Origin of the sequence: Pseudoalteromonas gelatinilytica (genome assembly GCF_001641615.1) — a bacterium.
In the GTDB taxonomy this organism is placed as follows: Bacteria; Pseudomonadota; Gammaproteobacteria; order Enterobacterales; family Alteromonadaceae; genus Pseudoalteromonas; species Pseudoalteromonas gelatinilytica.
This window is the reverse complement of sequence record NZ_LRRU01000004.1, coordinates 25,020-42,330: the sequence shown is the minus strand read 5'-3', so window position 1 is coordinate 42,330 and position 17,311 is coordinate 25,020. Positions and strand designations below refer to the sequence as shown.

At 40.6% G+C, this 17,311-nt stretch carries 16 protein-coding genes and 1 tRNA gene; 14 read left to right on the top strand and 3 right to left on the bottom strand.

The genetic code is table 11. The features are described 5' to 3' along the window. Window positions 1-59 precede the first annotated feature (59 nt). From ftsH to NH153_RS00855, 7 genes are all read left to right on the top strand, one after another. Window positions 60-2,000, top strand: coding sequence for an ATP-dependent zinc metalloprotease FtsH (ftsH, locus tag NH153_RS00885; RefSeq protein ID WP_063700076.1), 1,941 nt, complete (start codon window positions 60-62; stop codon window positions 1,998-2,000). Window positions 2,001-2,129: 129 nt separating this feature from the next. Beyond that, entirely contained in the window at window positions 2,130-2,978 is an 849-nt protein-coding gene (gene folP / locus NH153_RS00880; protein WP_063700074.1) for a dihydropteroate synthase, read from the top strand. Beyond that, window positions 2,971-4,326 carry a phosphoglucosamine mutase gene (glmM, locus tag NH153_RS00875; RefSeq protein WP_063700072.1) on the top strand — a complete coding sequence of 452 codons (1,356 nt, stop codon included), beginning with the start codon at window positions 2,971-2,973 and terminating at the stop codon, window positions 4,324-4,326. The genes folP and glmM overlap by 8 nt, the downstream gene beginning before the upstream one ends. A 69-nt stretch (window positions 4,327-4,395) precedes the next feature. Further along, window positions 4,396-5,145 (top strand): triose-phosphate isomerase, encoded by a 750-nt coding sequence (gene tpiA, locus NH153_RS00870; protein ID WP_063700070.1) that lies wholly within the window; start codon window positions 4,396-4,398, stop codon window positions 5,143-5,145. A gap of 1 nt (window position 5,146) precedes the next feature. After that, window positions 5,147-5,494 carry a preprotein translocase subunit SecG gene (gene secG / locus NH153_RS00865; protein WP_063700068.1) on the top strand — a complete coding sequence of 116 codons (348 nt, stop codon included), beginning with the start codon at window positions 5,147-5,149 and terminating at the stop codon, window positions 5,492-5,494. A gap of 76 nt (window positions 5,495-5,570) precedes the next feature. Then, window positions 5,571-5,655: transfer RNA gene (locus NH153_RS00860), tRNA-Leu, on the top strand. A gap of 199 nt (window positions 5,656-5,854) precedes the next feature. After that, complete coding sequence (locus NH153_RS00855; protein WP_063700066.1) at window positions 5,855-6,799, top strand: hypothetical protein; 945 nt, start codon at window positions 5,855-5,857, stop codon at window positions 6,797-6,799. A gap of 42 nt (window positions 6,800-6,841) precedes the next feature. On the opposite strand, the gene NH153_RS21820 is transcribed toward NH153_RS00855, so the two are convergent. Further along, on the bottom strand, window positions 6,842-6,994 hold the full coding sequence (locus NH153_RS21820) for a hypothetical protein (RefSeq protein WP_167350228.1): 153 nt from the start codon (window positions 6,992-6,994) through the stop codon (window positions 6,842-6,844). Further along, window positions 6,994-7,836, bottom strand: coding sequence for a VOC family protein (locus NH153_RS00850; RefSeq protein ID WP_063700064.1), 843 nt, complete (start codon window positions 7,834-7,836; stop codon window positions 6,994-6,996). Before NH153_RS00850 ends, NH153_RS21820 begins: the two co-directional genes overlap by 1 nt. Before the next feature lie 435 nt (window positions 7,837-8,271). On the opposite strand from NH153_RS00850, the gene NH153_RS00845 reads away from it, so the two are divergent. Genes NH153_RS00845 through NH153_RS00820 form a run of 6 tightly spaced genes read left to right on the top strand, consistent with a single transcriptional unit; the run spans window position 8,272 to window position 13,908 of the window. Then, a complete protein-coding gene (locus tag NH153_RS00845; protein ID WP_233999196.1) occupies window positions 8,272-8,709 on the top strand; it encodes a hypothetical protein in 438 nt (145 codons plus the stop codon). Between the two features lie 29 nt (window positions 8,710-8,738). Continuing rightward, window positions 8,739-9,215, top strand: a complete 477-nt coding sequence (locus NH153_RS00840; protein WP_063700060.1) for a hypothetical protein — start codon at window positions 8,739-8,741, stop codon at window positions 9,213-9,215. Between the two features lie 42 nt (window positions 9,216-9,257). Further along, on the top strand, window positions 9,258-9,959 hold the full coding sequence (locus NH153_RS00835) for a fimbrial biogenesis chaperone (RefSeq protein ID WP_240494342.1): 702 nt from the start codon (window positions 9,258-9,260) through the stop codon (window positions 9,957-9,959). Further along, complete coding sequence (locus tag NH153_RS00830) at window positions 9,959-10,660, top strand: hypothetical protein (RefSeq protein WP_082873950.1); 702 nt, start codon at window positions 9,959-9,961, stop codon at window positions 10,658-10,660. Before NH153_RS00835 ends, NH153_RS00830 begins: the two co-directional genes overlap by 1 nt. 22 nt (window positions 10,661-10,682) lie before the next feature. Continuing rightward, window positions 10,683-13,067 carry a fimbria/pilus outer membrane usher protein gene (locus tag NH153_RS00825; protein WP_063700055.1) on the top strand — a complete coding sequence of 795 codons (2,385 nt, stop codon included), beginning with the start codon at window positions 10,683-10,685 and terminating at the stop codon, window positions 13,065-13,067. Then, window positions 13,057-13,908, top strand: coding sequence for a hypothetical protein (locus NH153_RS00820; RefSeq protein WP_063700053.1), 852 nt, complete (start codon window positions 13,057-13,059; stop codon window positions 13,906-13,908). Before NH153_RS00825 ends, NH153_RS00820 begins: the two co-directional genes overlap by 11 nt. Here the strand turns inward: NH153_RS00820 and NH153_RS00815 are convergent. Next, entirely contained in the window at window positions 13,889-14,482 is a 594-nt protein-coding gene (locus NH153_RS00815; protein ID WP_205630224.1) for a helix-turn-helix transcriptional regulator, read from the bottom strand. The two genes, NH153_RS00820 and NH153_RS00815, sit on opposite strands and share 20 nt — an antisense overlap. Before the next feature lie 566 nt (window positions 14,483-15,048). Between NH153_RS00815 and NH153_RS00810 the strand changes: the two genes are divergently transcribed. Next, window positions 15,049-17,271, top strand: a complete 2,223-nt coding sequence (locus NH153_RS00810) for a TonB-dependent receptor (protein WP_063700051.1) — start codon at window positions 15,049-15,051, stop codon at window positions 17,269-17,271. Window positions 17,272-17,311: the final 40 nt, after the last annotated feature.

The window sequence follows — 17,311 nt, the reverse complement described above, 5'->3', positions numbered from 1 at the left end:
GTGCTGCGTGAAGTAGAATTTAAATTAATTGGATACAAGAGGTTAACTCCTTGAGCGATATGGCGAAAAATCTAATACTCTGGCTGGTCATTGCAGTAGTGCTAATGTCAGTGTTTCAGAGCTTTAACGGTGGTGATCAAGCTGATCGCCAAACAAGTTACACTCAATTTGTTAGCGACGCTCGTAGTGGCGCTATTCAAGAAGTTTCTATTGAGAGCACCACAGGTACGATTACGGGTACCAAAACAAATGGTGAGCGCTTTCAAACTATCATGCCAATGTATGACAAAGACATCTTGAATGATCTTTTAAAAAGCAATGTAAATGTTAAAGGTGTTAAGCCTGAAGAGCAGTCTTTCCTTGCCAGCATTTTAATCTCTTGGTTCCCAATGTTACTGCTTATTGGTGTATGGATTTTCTTCATGCGTCAAATGCAAGGTGGTGGTGGTAAAGGTGCGATGTCTTTCGGTAAGAGTAAAGCGCGCCTGATGAGCGAAGACCAAGTTAAAACAACGTTTGCTGATGTAGCGGGTTGTGATGAAGCGAAAGAAGATGTAACTGAACTGGTTGACTTCTTACGTGACCCATCTAAGTTCCAGAAACTGGGTGGTAGCATTCCGAAAGGCGTGTTAATGGTAGGTCCTCCTGGTACCGGTAAAACCTTGCTTGCTAAAGCGGTAGCTGGTGAAGCAAAAGTGCCGTTTTTCACAATCTCTGGTTCAGATTTCGTAGAAATGTTCGTTGGTGTCGGTGCATCACGCGTACGTGACATGTTCGAGCAAGCGAAAAAAGCAGCACCTTGTATCATCTTTATTGATGAAATTGATGCCGTAGGCCGCAAACGTGGCGCAGGCATGGGTGGTGGTCATGATGAGCGTGAGCAAACACTTAACCAAATGCTTGTTGAAATGGACGGTTTTGAAGGTAATGAAGGTATTATCGTAATTGCTGCAACGAACCGCCCAGATGTATTAGACCCTGCGTTATTACGACCAGGTCGTTTTGACCGTCAAGTTGTTGTTGGTCTTCCTGATATCCGTGGTCGTGAACAAATTCTTAAAGTTCACATGCGTAAAGTGCCGTTAGGCGACAATGTAGAAGCTGCGGTAATTGCACGTGGTACGCCAGGTTTCTCTGGTGCTGATCTTGCAAACTTAGTAAACGAAGCCGCTTTGTACGCAGCACGTGGTAACAAACGCGTTGTAAGCATGGCTGAGTTTGATGCTGCAAAAGATAAAATCATGATGGGCGCAGAGCGCAAGACCATGGTGATGAGTGAGCAAGAAAAAGAAATGACTGCTTACCATGAAGCAGGTCACGCGATTGTTGGTCGCATGGTGCCTGAACATGATCCAGTGTACAAAGTGTCTATCATTCCTCGTGGTCGTGCACTTGGTGTAACTATGTACTTGCCTGAGCAAGACCGTGTGAGCCACTCTAAAGAGCTTTTAGAGTCAATGATTTCTAGCCTTTACGGTGGTCGTATTGCAGAAGCGCTAATCTATGGTGATGATAAAGTTACCACAGGTGCTAGTAACGATATTGAACGTGCGACTGACATTGCTCGTAAAATGGTTACTCAGTGGGGTCTAAGTGAAAAATTAGGTCCATTACTTTACGCTGAAGATCAAAACGAAATGTACATGGGTGGCGGCGGTAGCCGTGCTATGAGCATGTCTGATGAAACAGCAAAAGTGATCGATAGTGAAGTTCGTTTATTCTCAGACCGTAACTATCAACGTGCAGAGCAAATCCTTAAAGATAACATTGATATCTTACATGCGATGAAAGATGCACTAATGAAGTACGAGACGATTGATGCGGGTCAAATTGATGACTTAATGGCACGTCAGCCTGTACGCGAGCCGCGTGATGTTCATGATCGTCGCTCTGATGATAAAAAGCCAACCACATCTACTTCTAAAGTAGTGGAAAGTGAGGCAAAAGAGTCAGAACAAACGTCAGAAACAAAAACAAATGTTGATGACAAAGCCGAATAGTCGGTACAATTAGACACAGAAAGGCCCCGCTAGTCGGGGCTTTTTTATTACAAAAAAATGCGCAATTTTCAAACTGTTATCTAGAATAATAAATGCGCAATTGACGCTAATTAATAGCATAGGTGTTCAATGACCGTTCTTAACTTACCTCGAGGTCGTACATTACACCTCGACTCCCCAGTCGTGATGGGGATTTTAAATGTCACTCCAGACTCTTTTTCTGATGGTGGTAGTTACTGTCAGCTAGACAGCGCTGTCAAACAAGCTCAAACGTTATTAAATCAAGGCGCAAAAATAATTGATATAGGTGGTGAGTCAACCCGCCCTGGAGCACCTGATGTATCTCTTGAAGATGAGCTCGAACGCGTTATTCCATTAGTTAAAGCCCTTAGAGCAACCAGCGATTGTATTATTTCCATTGATACCAGCAAAAGCGAAGTGATGCGCCAAGCGATTATTGCAGGAGCTGATATCATCAATGATGTCAGAGCACTGCAAGAGGCAGGTGCGATTGAGGTATTGGCCCAATACCCAGAAGTAGCAATTTGCTTAATGCATATGCAAGGTCAGCCTCGTACGATGCAAAGTAACCCACACTATAATGATTTATTAGCTGATATTAACGAATTCTTTGCAGAGCGTTTAGCCGCATGTGAGCAAGCGGGCATTCAGCAACAACGTATTATTTTAGATCCAGGTTTTGGTTTTGGTAAAACTTTGGCTCATAATTATCAAATGCTTAAAGAATTTAATCTATTTAATAAGTTCAATTTACCAGTTTTAGCAGGTCTTTCTCGTAAATCAATGATCGGTAATTTATTAAATAGAGACACGAATGAACGCTTAGCAGGAAGCCTTGCTGGTGCACTGATTGCAGCACAAAACGGTGCAAAAATCATTCGTGTTCATGACGTACAAGAAACAGCTGACGTGCTAGCGGTTTGGCAAGCATGTGAACGAGGAATTTCAAATGAGTAACACAAGAAAGTATTTTGGCACAGATGGTGTGCGTGGCATGGTGGGTGAGTTTCCAATCACTCCTGAATTTGCGCTAAAGCTAGGTTGGGCTGCAGGCCGCGTTTTATCAAAAATTGGTACCAAAAAAGTCATTATTGGTAAAGATACTCGTATCTCTGGCTATATGCTCGAAACATCACTTGAAGCCGGTTTAATCGCTGCGGGTATTGATGTTGTATTATTAGGCCCTATGCCGACACCGGCAGTGGCTTACCTTACGCAAACGTTCCGTGCTGAAGCTGGCATTGTTATCAGTGCATCTCATAATCCTTATCATGATAATGGCATCAAGTTTTTTAGTGGTCGAGGTTTAAAGCTTGCAGATGAAGTCGAGCTTGAAATTGAAGCCATGATGGATGAACCGATGACTTGTGTGGCTTCTGATAAGCTTGGTAAAGCTCGTCGATTAGAGACAGCAGATGGCCGCTACATTGAGTTTTGTAAAAGCCAGTTCCCACAAGGCTTATCGCTTGAGGGCTTAAAAATTGTGCTCGATTGCGCAAATGGTGCCACTTATAACATCGCACCTTCTGTAATGCGTGAGCTTGGCGCAGATGTTATCTGTCATGCCTGTGAGCCAAACGGGGTAAATATTAACCTTGAGTGTGGCGCAACCCACGTTGAAACCCTTAAGCGTAAGGTATTAGAACACAATGCGGATGTCGGTATTGCTTATGACGGTGATGGTGACCGCGTAATGATGGTTGACCATAATGGCCGTGTATTTGATGGTGATGACATTGTTTATATCATTGCTTGCCAAGCTGCAAATGACGATATGTTAGGGGGTGGTGTCGTTGGTACGGTAATGTCAAACATGGGCCTTGAAAATGCCTTAAAAGCCCGAGGAATTGAATTTGCTCGTAGTAAGGTCGGTGACCGCTACGTGATGGAGCTACTGCAAGAAAAAGGCTGGAAAATCGGTGGTGAGAGCTCAGGTCACGTGTTAAACCTTGATTTGATCAGCACCGGTGATGGCATTATCTCAAGCTTACAAGTGTTAGCTGCGATGGTTGCACAAAATAAAACGTTGCAAGACCTCGGGGCTGGTTTTACAAAGTACCCAATGAAAATGATTAATGTGCGCTACCCTCAAGGGACTGATCCGACACAAGATCAATCTGTAATCGATATGGTTGCACAGGTCGAAGAAAAATTAGGTGATACAGGGCGTGTATTACTTCGAAAATCAGGAACGGAACCTGTTGTGCGAGTAATGGTAGAAGCTGAACAGGAAAAAGTTGTTCTTGATAGCGCACGTAAAATAGCCGCAGTTGTCGAAACTGTGAGCAAACAAACCGTGGTATAACAATAACCTCTTGTAACTTTGGGCAAGTCGAGTTAGTATCTTGCCCGCTTTCTAATGTGGAGTGGAATAATGGCAACACGTAAGCCGATGGTCGCAGGTAATTGGAAAATGAACGGCTCTTTAGAGCTTGTTGAACAGTTATCAAATGCTATCAAAAATGTTCAATCGGATGAACTGGATATAGTGGTGTTCCCACCATTCCCATTGTTGAGTTCTTTGCAGCAGCAAAACGTTACGTTTGGTTCGCAAACAGTCTCTGAAAACCAAGCAGGTGCATTTACGGGTGAAGTAGATGCTCAGTTAGTAAAAGACTTAGGCGCAACTTATACGTTAGTGGGACATTCTGAACGTCGTAGCATTTACGGTGAATCAGATGAGGTTGTTGCAGATAAATTTGCTCGAGCGCAGCAAGTTGGCTTAACTCCTATTCTTTGTGTGGGTGAAAGTGAACAGCAACGTGAAGCAAATGAAACTGAATTAGTGGTTGCAGCACAAATTGATGCTGTAATTAGCAAATTAGGTGTAGCAGCACTGAAGAATTCTGTGGTAGCATACGAGCCCGTTTGGGCCATTGGCACAGGTAAGACTGCCTCTCCTGAGCAAGCGCAAGCTGTACATAAGTTTATCCGTGAGAAAATTGCTTCTGTGGATAGCGATATAGCACAGCAACTAACCATCTTATATGGTGGTAGCGTGAATGAAAAAAATAGCGAATTATTATTTGCACAACCAGATATAGACGGCGGCCTCATTGGTGGCGCAAGTCTTAAAGCAGATTCATTTACTGCTATCTGTGAAAGTGCAAAAGGGACCGTATAAGATGTACGAAATTTTATTAGTAGTTTATTTAATCGTTGCTTTAGCATTAGTTGGTATGGTTTTAATCCAACAAGGTAAAGGCGCAGATATGGGTTCATCATTTGGTGCAGGTGCTTCTGCAACAGTGTTTGGCTCATCGGGTGCTGGTAACTTCATGACTAAAACAACAACAATCTTAGCAACGATCTTCTTCGTACTAAGTATTGTTCTAGGTAACCTTACAGCAGGTCAAATTAAAAAGACTGATGAGTGGGAAAACCTAGAAGCTGCGCCAGCTGTTGAATCTGTAACGCCAGCACAAACTGATGTGCCTGCAACAGAAGAAAAAGCGTCTGACGTACCTAACTAATTAGCTTTGCTAATTACTGTTAAGCAGTTTTCACTCCTCAGGTAAACGATAAGCTTAACAACATACAGAATTGTATGCGGATGTGGTGGAATTGGTAGACACGCCATCTTGAGGGGGTGGTGGCTTCGGCCGTGGGGGTTCAAGTCCCCCCATCCGCACCAAAATTAAAAAGCCGTAACTCAGTGAGTTACGGCTTTTTTCGTTTTAGTGACATATAAAATGCAATACGCACCTTTATAGTGCTTTTATTCTAATTTTATTTGCCTGCCTGAATTCAAGTTGTTGATTTATATTGAAAATCAAACTTGGAGTCTTCCTTGCTTAACTTGAGTTGGTATCCCATTAATTTAAGGAAGCAAAATGGCCAGAATGAGTTATTTAAGTGCTATAGAACGCTATGAAGAGCAACAAGTGCTTATTCATAATTTACTGCTTTCTATACTCGCCAGTGTTCAAGCGTCTTTAACTAATAAGCAAGAATATCAACAGTTAGTCAATCAATATCCATTTTTAGAATTACAATATTGTTTAAACGAACAAGGTATTCAACAAGGGGATAATGTTTGCTTTAAACGTCAATATAAAAAGAAGCTCAGTCATATTGGTGCAGGGCAGGACTTAAGCGCTCGACCTTATTTTTTACTCGCTTCTGCTACGCCGGAACCGCACTTTACATCGCCGTATATTTCCACGGCGACAAAGCACCTGTGTATTTCTGTTATTAAAACAATTCCTGCAGGTAATAATTTGCAGCAGTTCTTAGTCATCGATGTGTGTTTAACTGAACTGATTGAATTTATTATGGGGGATATAAAGCGAGCACGAATGACACCCTACTTTAAGGTGGGTTATGGCTTGATTGTTGGTTGCTTGTTCTGTTTGGTGTTCTACCTGCTATATAAAGTATTTGCCGGCATGGTGGACTTAGTCTTAAGCGAAGACACCCAGTCAGACCCGCTCAAACCATTTACCATTATAATCTTTGTTACGTTAGCGTTGGCCATTTTCGATTTAGGCAAAACTATTCTAGAAGAAGAAATTCTCATGCATAAGGATATTTTTCGCCACAGCTCAACGAGACGTACGATCACACGCTTTATCTCAACAATTTTGATAGCAGTATCGATAGAAGCCTTACTAACCATGTTTAAAGCAGCGCTCGGGCAAACTGAATATGTAATTCCTGCAGTGCTTATGATGTTTGCTGTTGTTGGTTTATTAGTTGCTCTTGCAATCTATGTATACTTAGGTGCCAAGGCTGAAGATGTGCTGACTCAGGTACAGCGCTTAAAAGTAAAACACTAATGACTAGGGCGCTTTGTTTAAAACCCAGCGCCCTGAAATTGATTAAAGTGTACCGCCAATGCCAATACTTGGGTTAACGTACACAGGGCCTACTTTAAACGGCGCATTAATATCTAGGCTTGCATAGGGGGTGCAGGCATTTAAAGCTAACATTGCTGCTGCAAGAGCCGCTAAGCGAATCATTTTTTTATTCATTACATTTGCTCCTGAATTACAATACCAGCGCCTGCTGGATCACGAATAATTGCGACGCTGCCACTTCGTACTTTGTCATTTGGTGCCATTAGAACTATGCCGCCTGCTGCGGTTACTTTTAATAGGGTCGCGTCAACATCGGCTACTTTAATGTAATTCACCCATGTGTTGCCTATCTCGGCATCTGGTTTTTTTACAAAGCCAATCGCAGGTGTGCCATTTAAGGCTAAGTAACTGTAATTGCCATTATTAAGCGGTTTATTTTGTGCTGAATAATTACCAAGTGATTGGTAAAAGGCTTTGCTCTGCTCTGGATTATCACTCCATACTTCTTGCCAAATCCAGCCGTTATCAGTTTGCTGAGCTTCAGGGTCACCATTTACTGTATTGATCAGCGAAAACACAGCCCCTTGAGGATCTTCTAATACAGCAATAGTGCCACGGCCTTTAATTTCGGTACTGCTTACTAAGACTTTACCTCCGGCTTTGATCGTTTTTTCGCTGACGGCAGCGATATCTTTGCTACTGATAAGGCTCAGCCAATGGCTGGCATTTTGCTTATTATCAAGTTCTGCCATTCCAGCAATTAATTTTCCGTCTAATGATGCCAGCGTGTAGCTGTCGTTAACGGCTTGAAATTGCCAACCAAACACGCTGCTATAAAATGCTTGAGATTGTGCCAAATTAGGTGTGATCAAATCATGCCATACAACGTGCCCTGAGTTTTTTGTTCCCGAATCACTGATTGCAGGTAGTTCACTTGAAGTAAGTTGGCAACCAGTCAATGAGACAGCTGTGACTGCTATTAAAATTGCAGCACGTAAGGGGGTGAGTACTTTCAAAGTTTGCTCCTTGCAAAATGGGGTCAAATAAAAGCATAGACCATTATTTGTTTGTTATTCAATCAAAAAGAGGTTGTTTAATGATCTAAAACCATAATTGAGCCTGTTTTAGTTGTTCGGTGTTTAATTAGGTTTATCAACTGCTTTTGAATTAATTAGCGAAAAATCATCAAGTAAATCTTTTCAGCATTAAATCCAAGTCAATTTTAGTATTAAAAGCAATGAGTTAATTATTAACCTTGTGAAAGAAACATTATAGCGTTTAATTTTCATTCACTTATTCACGCTGTGTAATCAACGGCTTAAACGCATCTAAGCAAAATTCAACAATGTTAAAATCTTAATTCACATAATCTAAGACCGTTAACGAGATGATTCATATGGAAGTGAAGTGGCTAAACGATGAAGTTATTCCCGGTCTTATTAGTAGGTTGTGTGATAAATCCCTGTTTTGCATTTGATGATGTGAGTTTGACGCTAACTGGAGAGGTTAGTGCAAAGTGTGGGTTTGAAGCACAATCGGCGGAACTGCAGTTTTCAGAGAGTGGCATAGTTAACACGGTTTTGGTAATTAACTGCAATACACCGATGAAGGTGTCTATACACTCTCAAAATGGTGGATTACGTCATCAGCAAAGCAGTGTGATTAACAACTACAGAATGAGCTTGTCAATTGTGAGTACAGCGCTGAAAAAGTCTTACATGGCAGAGCAGCTTCACAACAAGCAAGTATTCTCAGTGAGTGATATTTTGTTTGAGCGGGTGATGGATGTTCAGTTTCAGCTTACCGAACCACTTATATATGCGGGTGAATACAAGGATATCTTGCGCATAGAAATGACCCCAACCATTGCCTCTGGTGGTGTTTGGTAGTCGCTAATAATTTTATAAGGAATAGTGGAATGAAAAAGCTAATAGCACTATCTGCAATTGCAATGCTCTCGTCAGGCGCTGCACTTGCTGAAAACATTAATATCAGCGGTTCTGTCGCTTCGGTTTGTGAGGTAAGTAATTTAGATACATCGACTTACTTTCCAAGTATTGCTAAAGATCAAACGACGACACTGGATTTTGAATTGCAATGCAATGACTCAGATGGTGCCACACTGACATTAACAACGTCTGAAGGGCACTTACAAAACGCTGATGACGAGGATGATGGTGTCGGTTATACCGCCGCGTTAACTGCAGCGCCATTTGCTTTTACGCTTATTGCTGATGATGGTGATAACGATGAAAGCGCTGAACAAAGTCAACCTGGTTCTGCTGCTTTGGCAGTAGGGGGTATTCCTGGCACGATTGTACTGACTATTACAGAAGACCCAATATATTCTGGAACGTACTCAGACACTTTAATGCTAACTGTTACAGCTAATTAAGTTATTTTAGGCAGCCTAGGCTGCCTTATCATCAAAGGAGAGATGATGCTCAGACTTATCTATTTATTCTCACTTCTTCTTTCATTTCACAGTGTCGCATTTCAAGTTCAGCCTATGGTTGCTGAATTAGCGCCAAGTGGCTCTAATGCACAACAAACAATTCGTGTAATGAACAATTCATCAGCTTCGCTCGCTATTGAATTAACAGCATTTGACTTAAAAATTACACCCTCGGGTGAGGAGCAGCTGACCACAAACGATGCAGATTTTTTCATACTGCCAATGACAACCATTATTGCACCTGGAAAGTCTCAATCAATTTTAATTCGCTATGTGGGCGATCCTATTTTAACAGCCTCTAAATCATACCGGATTGGCGTTGACCAAGTAATGATTGATACAGGTGAATCGAACCAATCGGGTGTTGGCATTGCGACTAGCTTTCGTACCTTATTTACTGTGGTACCCGAAGGGGCTACAGCAAAACTTGTAATTGAACAAAAGCAGCAACAGCAAGAAGGGCTTTGGAAAGTACGGTTAAAAAATGAAGGCAATAAATTACTGCGTTTATCTAAATCAACTTGGTTTATTGAACAGCATGATGACACTATGAACTTAGCTGGCGATGAGTTAAGTCGTGCATTATCAGGCAAGCTTTTATTGCCACACTCTTCTCGTGAGGTCTTACTAAAAGTACCTAAGCAGTTTAAAGCCGAGCAAAGTCAGTTAAAGGTACAATTTTAATGCGTATCTTTGCAGTATTAATTTTATTTAATTCGCTGTTCTGCACTGCTGTGGAAGTAAGCCCAATGGTACTAAGCTTGGATCCAACCAAGCCACAGCAAGTAACCTACAGTACGATACATAATGTATTTAACCGTGAAGTCGCTTTTGATATAGAAATATTTGAGGTTGATTTTTCTGGCCCGGAGCCAATGTTTCGTTATCAAGAAAATAGCCCTGTTTGGGTGTTTCCTCCAACATTGTTATTGCACCGTGGTGAAAGTCAACGAATCCAAATGCGCTGGGTAAGTGAAGCCCCGAGCCTAGATAAAACCTATCAAATTAGTTTAGTTGAGCAACCACTTTTAAACTCTGCAAATGCGTCTGAGCCACAACTGACGATGTTGCTTAATGTGAATTTAATTGTTCATGTACATCAAGAGAGCTTTTTACCTGAACTTGTTGTCGAAAAGAGCTTATGTAGTAATTACAGCTGTGAAATAACGGTAGCAAATAATGGTAAGGGGGCTGCCCGCCTGAGCGAATATGATCTTGCTATACATTTGTCTCATCAACAAATCGCTTCATTTAAAAAACAACAACTAAAAGCATCGGGTTATGACGTGTTCTTTGCGCCACAAAGCAAACAGCAAGTGCTTATTCCGTTGAAGGATAGTGTTAATGCAGAAGTTATCTCGCCAGACGTTGCGCTATCTCAGTAGTCTGCTTTTTTGCTTTGTGTGTATGTCTTGGTTTAATGCAGGTTTAGCCTATGCAAAAATAAATACCACTTTAAAAGAGCTTGAACTCACTGTTAGCTGCTACTTAAACAAGCAACCTCAAGCAAACATTTCATTACTAGTAACTCCGGATGATTCATTGCTATTAAAGCATTCAGAATTGATGGAGTTTTTAAGACCAATAGCAAATACCCAAACGCTTGAACACATAGAAATGCTTGTTGATGAAAGAGGCTTAGTAAATATTGAAGAGCTTCAAACATTGGGCATTGGTACTGTGTTCGAACTGCTTGATTTTAGCTTAAAGATAACCTTGCCAATGAGCATGATCAAAGAGAAAAGTATTACCGCAGTGTCAAAGCGAAACCAACAACAAGCAATAAAAAGCGCAAACTACAGTGGCTACATTAATGTGTATTCGAGCTATGTGTATCAATCAAATCAAGCACAAGATTATGAACAAAAGCAGCTAACAGTAAGGCCTGAAGCGGTTTTAAATCTAAAAAATTGGGTGATTGAAAACGAAGCCCAGTTTGTAAATACACCAAGTAACCATGACTTTAAGCGTTTAGGCACGAGAGTAATCCATGATTTACCCATTCATGGAATGCGTTTTTCATTGGGCGATAATTACAGTGCGGGTAGTTATTTTCAATCAACAACTCGCATCCTTGGGCTGTCGCTTGCCCATGATTTTACTCTTGTTTCTGACAGAACAATTCGACCAAGTGCATCGCAGCGCTTTACGCTAGATAGCCCATCTTCTGTTGAAGTATATATTGATGATCGCTTATTTAGACGCCTGAACTTGCCTGCTGGTATTTATTCACTGGACGATATTCCGTTAATAGAGGGCAATAATCATATTGTTTTAAAGATCACGGATAATGCGGGTGTTACAAAAGAGGTCAACTTTACACTTACCACAGGCCTCGATTTGTTCTCTGAAGGGCAGCTTGAATACGAACTTCACTTTGGTTACCCAGCACAATTAGCAGATAAATTAGCCTACAATTATGATCAGCCTTTATTTTCAGGCTTTATTGACTACGGTATCTCAACAAGTTGGACTGCTGGTTTTTCAGCCCAAGGGAATGAAGAAACACAGCAACTCGGCTTTAAGCAAATATTTGCGACCCCAATAGGGCAGTTATCATTTGAAAATGCAATTAATCTTGATGCAACGAATGGCTATGCATATCGATTTGCCTATAGCTCATTTAGACAACCATCTCAGACTGGAACCGATTTCAGCATTGGCTACGAATACAGTAACCCTGACTTTTATCAGATAGCTTTTAATGATGAATTGAGCTCGCTTGCTAATTCTAGACAGCACTTTATACAAGCAAATCTCAACTTTATGAGTGACTCATCAGTGCAAACGTCGCTTTTTGCAAATGTTTCTAGACGTCATGAGCAAACGCGGTTTGAAAAATCAACGGGGGTGACTGTTTCAGGCAATATAAACACTCACCAGTGGTATTATTCACTTGGTGGGCAGTGGCAAGAAACAGAGCATCAACAACAGTGGAGTTTTAATTTCTCGCTGAGTTATCAGTTTTCGCACAGGCAAAGATTAAAGTTATCGCACCAATCTAAATACGATAAATCCAGATTGGAGTTTGCTCAAAATGAAGATCAGCGCTTTGTTGGTGCACTAAATTTACGTGCAGGGTTAGAAAAAAACAACAATAACGAAGCCGTATTTGATCTCAACAGCCAATACAATACAAATCGATTATCGATGAGTTTTGACCACGGCACTTACTATCAGCATTTAAACGGCAATGTGCTGCATCATCAAAGCCGTGTTAGTGCTGCCGCAAGTATTGCATTCGCTGACTCTCAATGGGGGGTGGGTAAGCCTATCCAAAATAGCTTTGCTTTGATCAGCGCGCACCCAAGTTTAGCTGAGAAAACAATTAACCTAGGATCACAAGGGGCGGATTATTTAGCCACTAATTCAGACCTACCAACCCTCTTACTCGCTAATATAAATGCCTATGACAGAACCACCGTTGCGGTTGATGTTGAAAACTTAGCGCCTGGATATGACTTAGGAGCTGGTAGCATCAGTTTTTATCCTTCTTATAAAAGTGGCCATGATGTTGTAATTGGTTCACAGAACAATATTTCCATGCTGGGAACGTTAAAAAATAGCGAAAACGACCCGTTAGCACTTCAAGTTGGTGAGGCGCGTTGCATTGAGGAGCAAGCAGCAGAGCCTTACTTATTTTTTACAAGTAAAACAGGGCGCTTTGCACTGACTGGTCTAAAACCATGCCAATATCAAATTGTGCTAAAAAATGTCATCCATGAGCCCTTAATTATCGATATAGATACACAGCAACAGCTGCATAATAAAGGAGTGATTTATGTACATTAAGCGGTTTCTATTTTCAGCACTTTTAATTAATGCGCTATTTTATACATCGGCGTGTTTTGGCCAGTGTTCTGCAAAAATACAAAGAATTGAGCATCTATTCGATAACTTACAGGATTACCGAACACTACAAAATCAAGATGCTGAAAAGCAGATTAAAGTAATCATAGAGGGCGACACAAGTTGTTCATACTATTTGCAAGTCTCGAGTGAAAATAACCAACAATTGCGTGGTCAGTATCAACACATCCCTTATTTCATTGGAAACTCAAGTTCGATTTTTAATAATTCATCGGTCAATAACCTTGCTATTTCTGACAATACAACAGATTTACGGTTTGTGGTTGCAAAAGGTAGCATTGCACGTGCAGGTCAGTATCAAGATACCGTTAAACTCGTACTTAAAAGTCAATTTCATGAAGTGGTTGATGAGTTAGATTATGATTTAGATGTATCAATCCCTACTCATGTTGCACTGTCTTTTTTAGGTTATAACAGTGCTAACACAAGTATTGATTTAGGGGAGCTTATACCTCAAAAAGAATATAGCTTGCTGCCTAGTTTACAGGTTGTTGCAAATACAGATATCACAATGACTATTTGGTCAGAGCATAATGGTAAACTGATTCATGAGCTTTACCAAAGCAGCTATGCAATTAACTATTCACTGGCGCTTACTGGGGACTATGTCGAGCTAAATCACGCAATGAAAAGAAGGTTCTTGTTTACCAAGCAGACAGATTTTTTAATTCCTTTAAAAATAAAGTTAGCTGCATTTAGTAACCAAGCTGCAGGTCAGTATCAAGATACCATTCGCTTCCAAGTTAGCCCGCAAGCTTATTGATTTTATTTATGTTCCTTTCGCACCACTGTAAGGCTTTTTGTTTGTTTTTGACATTGATCTTTTGGTAAATCTTATGCAAATGAACTCGCACAGTTGCTTCGCTAATAAATAAAGTATCAGCGATTTGAGGGCAGGTCGCACCAGAAGAAAGCAAGTGCAGCACTTTAGATTCTTTAAACGTTAAGTTGTTTGATTGAATTTGATTTTTTTGCTCAGTTTCGAGCATTTCTCTCATCCATTTGTCGCTCACTGTTCTTGGAAACCACAGGGATCCCTTTTTAATTTCTTGCAGCCCTTGTTCAAAAATATCTGTTTTGGTGTTTTTAAAAAATAACCCTTTTAGTTTTGGCCAGTCTTTTAATGGCAGCACATCCGCTCTATGAGGCATATTAAAAATAACGAGATGATGATAACCATGGGTTTTCATAAACTCACTTATTAATTCACGATTTGTCAGTGTGTCTAAAGAGTCGTAATTGAGCAACAATGTTCTCTCATCGTTCGCAATACAGTAAGGAAGAATCGAAGCTGATGACACAGAATCAGCTGCGTTTTTATTAAAAAGAAAATCCATATTCACGCCAAAAACTATCTGTAAATGATAATACCAATCCGCATTAGCAGTTAATTAAGCGAATTAGTAGAGCAAGTAATTGTGTTGCTGATTATTACGTTTAAAAAATGAAATTCCAACAGAGGAAAACGCTGCGCAAATTAATGTTTAGTTAGCTTTTGCTAACTTGGCAGCACTGTATTAAACATTACCTGAGTTGGGTACTCTTTGGGAACTGAGAAATTTCTGAAATTGGCTTGTACCGCTATGAAAAATAACATAAAACACGTTCATTTTTTGTTCATTGACATTATGTTAATTGGCAAGCTAATTGCGATAATGTAGAACTAAACATTTATTTTTATTTACTATTTCGCAAATAGTTTAGTGACTTATAATTCGAATAGAGAATGATAATGTGGTTTATTTATACAGTTTTTGATAAAAATCAAAAAAATTATACATATTTTCACAAAACTGACATATAATGCCCCTCCAGAGGAAAGATGCTTATACCTAAGCGTCTTTTTTTATGCCTGAAATTTACGGGTAAAAATACACACACACGGTATCCTTTGGAGTTTTAATTGAAATTACGTCATCTCTCACAGTTAACTGTAGCTATTGTTGCTGCATTATCTACTTCAGCCTTTGCTGAGCAAGAAAAAACCTCTGCTAAACAAGATGCTTTCGAAAAAATCGAAGTAACAGCGCGTAAGCGTACAGAAAGCATTTTTGAGTCGCCAACAGCGGTGACATCAATCGGTGAAAACTTGATTGATAAAGCAAACATGAGCAACCTAGAAGACATCGGTAAATACGTACCTAACCTAAACATCACCCGTTATGGTGTAGGTAATGCGGCTCATGCATCAGTGTTTATTCGTGGTATTGGTTTACAAGACCATGTGATCACAACTGATCCGGGTGTAGGTGTTTACTTAGACGGTGTATACCTTGGTCGTCAAATGGGCTCAAACTTATCATTACCAAATGTTGAGCGTGTAGAGGTGTTACGTGGTCCACAAGGTACCTTGTATGGTCGTAACACGTTAGGTGGTGCAGTAAATATTATTACTAAGCAACCTGGTGACGAAGGCATTGTAACGACAACGGCAAAAGTAGGTAGCCGTGGTCGTTTAGCTAGTGACGTTTACTTTAATAACAGCCTTACCGACACTGTAAGCATGTCTGCAAGCGTGTCTTATAAGCAACGCGATGGTGTAGGTGAAGCGATTAACCTTGCTAATCCAGAAAAAGAAATTGGTGAAGAGCAAGAGTTAAGCGGTCGTATGGCGCTTAAATGGCAAGCAAGTAGCGATTTATCTTTTGTGTTTTCAATTGATGGTGTTGATAACGAATCAGGCCAATCACCCTACACAATTGAACTAACAACGCCACTTGACCCAAATGACCCATTCAATGGTGATTTCCCATTACTTACAGAAGACATGTTACCAAGCGATCCTGATGATTTAGCATCAACAGTAGAGGGTATTGAATCGACGGCTTACTCAGGCTGGGGCACGTCTTTAACCGCTGATTGGGATATTAATAACACCTATACAGCTAAGTTCATCACAAGCTACCGTAGCTCAGAATACGAAGGGGGTCTTGATGATGACGCTGTTGCCCTTAACTTATCTGAATTCCCAGAAGAAGGTGGTGCAGATCAATATTCATTCGAAATCCAGTTAAATGGTAGCTTCGATAACATGGACTTTGTGTCTGGCTTATACTTCTTTAATGAAGATGGCTTCACAAGTTCAGGTCCGTTTGTATTTAGCCCATTCAACACACCAGATGGCCTTTTGAATGACGGTACTACTGCGTCATTTGGTGATTACGGTTACTTTGATATCAACCAAGAGACTAACTCATACGCAGCTTATATCAATGCAAGCTATGACCTAAGCGACGATTTAACAGTGGGCGGTGGTCTGCGTTATTCGAAAGATAAAAAAGAAGCCGATGCCTTATTCCCAACGTTTGCAACACGCAAATACGTAAGTGCTGATTTTGATGCAGTAACATGGGATTTAAATGCGTCGTACCAGCTAAGCAATAACATGAACGTGTATGGCCAAATCCAAAAAGGTTATCAAACAGGTGGTTTCCCACCGCGTCCATTTGGTGGTCCTGATCAATTTGTTTCTTTCGATGAAACAAAAGCTATTAACTATGAGCTTGGCCTAAAAGGTCAGGTACATGAAGATGTATCTATGATGCTTGCGGTGTTTGTTACTGACTACACAGACCTTGCATTACCATTCTCAGATCCAACTGCAGGTGGTGGTTTCGTTACTATCGTAGAAAATGCAGGTGAGTCTAAAGCACAAGGTATCGAGCTTGAGACAACGATTGCGTTTACAGATGACTTTACGCTACGTAGCGCAATTGGTTATTTAGATTCAGAAATCACAGAAGTAGATGACGGTGTATTAGGTATTGGTAAAGGTGATTCACCAGCACTAACACCACGTTGGACTGTGATGGTCGCACCTTCTTATTTCATTGATTTAAGTAACGGTGGCACAGTGGCAGTAAACGCTAACTACTCATACCGCAGCGATATGCAAGGTCAATCAGTTTACAACCAAAGTGAACACATTGACTCTCGTGAATTAGTGGGTTTCAACATCTCTTACTTAAACCCGAACGGTGACTTTGAAGTGACTCTTTACGGTGAGAATGTGTTAAACGAAGTATACGATGTTGGTCGTTTACAACAATCTGGTTTTGTTGGCGTAATGCGCAGCAATGACCGCAGTGAATTTGGCTTAAAATTCAAAAAAGAATTTGAGCTTTAATCACTAACAAAAAAGGGCAAGTAAATACTTGCCCTTTCTT